Consider the following 1,403-nt stretch of genomic DNA (forward strand, 5'->3'; position numbering starts at 1 on the left):
CTCGCTCACCGCCGTCGAACTCCGCAACCGGCTGGTCGAGGTCACCGGCCTGCCGCTCGCCCTCACCTCCGTCTTCGACCACCCGACGGCAGCCGCCCTCGCCGCACACCTCTTCGACGGACTGAGCGGCGGCGACACCGCAGCCGCGGCCGTCGGCGGCCCGGCCGGGCCCGCGGCGGACGACGAGCCGCTGGCCATCGTCTCGATGGCCTGCCGCTTCCCCGGCGGCGTCCGCTCGCCCGAGGACCTGTGGCGGCTGGTGGACGACGGGGTGGACGCGGTCGCCGCGCTGCCCGCCGACCGCGGCTGGTCGCTGGACACCCTTTACGACCCCGACCCCCTGCACCCCGGGACCTTCTACACCACCGGCGGCGGATTCCTGGACGGGGCGGCCGAGTTCGACGCGGAGTTCTTCGGCGTCTCGCCGCGCGAAGCCCTCGCCATGGACCCGCAGCAGCGGCTGCTGCTGGAGACCAGCTGGGAGGCGCTGGAGCGGGCCGGACTCGACCCCGCGTCGGTACGCGGCAGCGAGGGCGGCGTCTACGTCGGCGTCGCCACCCAGGGCTACGGAACCGGCCCGCAGAACCCGTCCGACGAGGTCGAGGGGCACCTGCTCAGCGGTACCGTCACCAGCGTCGCGTCCGGCCGCATCTCCTACACCCTCGGACTCGGCGGCCCGGCCGTGACCGTCGAGACGGCCTGCTCGTCCTCGCTGGTCGCCCTGCACCTGGCCGGGCAGGCGCTGCGCGCCGGGGACTGCTCGTTCGCGCTGGTCGGCGGCGCCGCGGTGATGGCGAGCCCGGACGTCTTCGTCGAGTTCAGCCGTCAGCAGGGGCTCTCGCCCGACGGCCGCTGCCGCTCCTTCGCCGAAGGCGCGAACGGCACCGGCTGGGGCGAGGGCGTGGGCGTGCTGCTCGTGGAACGCCTCTCCGACGCGCGCCGCCTCGGGCACCCGGTCCTCGCCCTCGTCCGTGGCACCGCGGCCAACCAGGACGGCGCCAGCAACGGCCTGACCGCCCCCAGCGGCCCCTCCCAGCAGCGGGTCATCAAAGCCGCGCTCGCCACCGCCGGACTGGCCGGTACCGACATCGACCTGGTCGAGGCCCACGGCACCGGCACCGTACTCGGCGACCCCATCGAGGCCCAGGCCCTGCTGGCCACGTACGGTCAGGACCGGCCCGAGGGGCGGCCGGTGTGGCTGGGGTCGCTGAAGTCGAACATCGGGCACACCCAGGCCGCCGCCGGGGTCGCCGGGGTCATCAAGACCGTCCTCGCCCTCCGCCACGGCGTCCTGCCCCGCACCCTGCACGCCCAGGAGGCGTCGAGCCGGGTCGACTGGTCGGCCGGCGCGGTCCGGCTGCTCGCGCAGGCCCGCCCCTGGGACGCCCCGGACGGGGACCGGC

General features: G+C 75.8%; 1 protein-coding gene. It reads left to right on the forward strand.

Features of this window, described 5'->3' with window-relative positions; translation table 11 throughout:
• Nucleotides 1–1,403 (forward strand): type I polyketide synthase (locus B9S61_RS18115; RefSeq protein WP_146064879.1); only part of this gene is annotated, 1,403 nt, incomplete at both ends.

The organism is Streptomyces sp. SM1, assembly GCF_002910825.1.
In the GTDB taxonomy this organism is placed as follows: Bacteria; Actinomycetota; Actinomycetes; order Streptomycetales; family Streptomycetaceae; genus Streptomyces; species Streptomyces okerensis.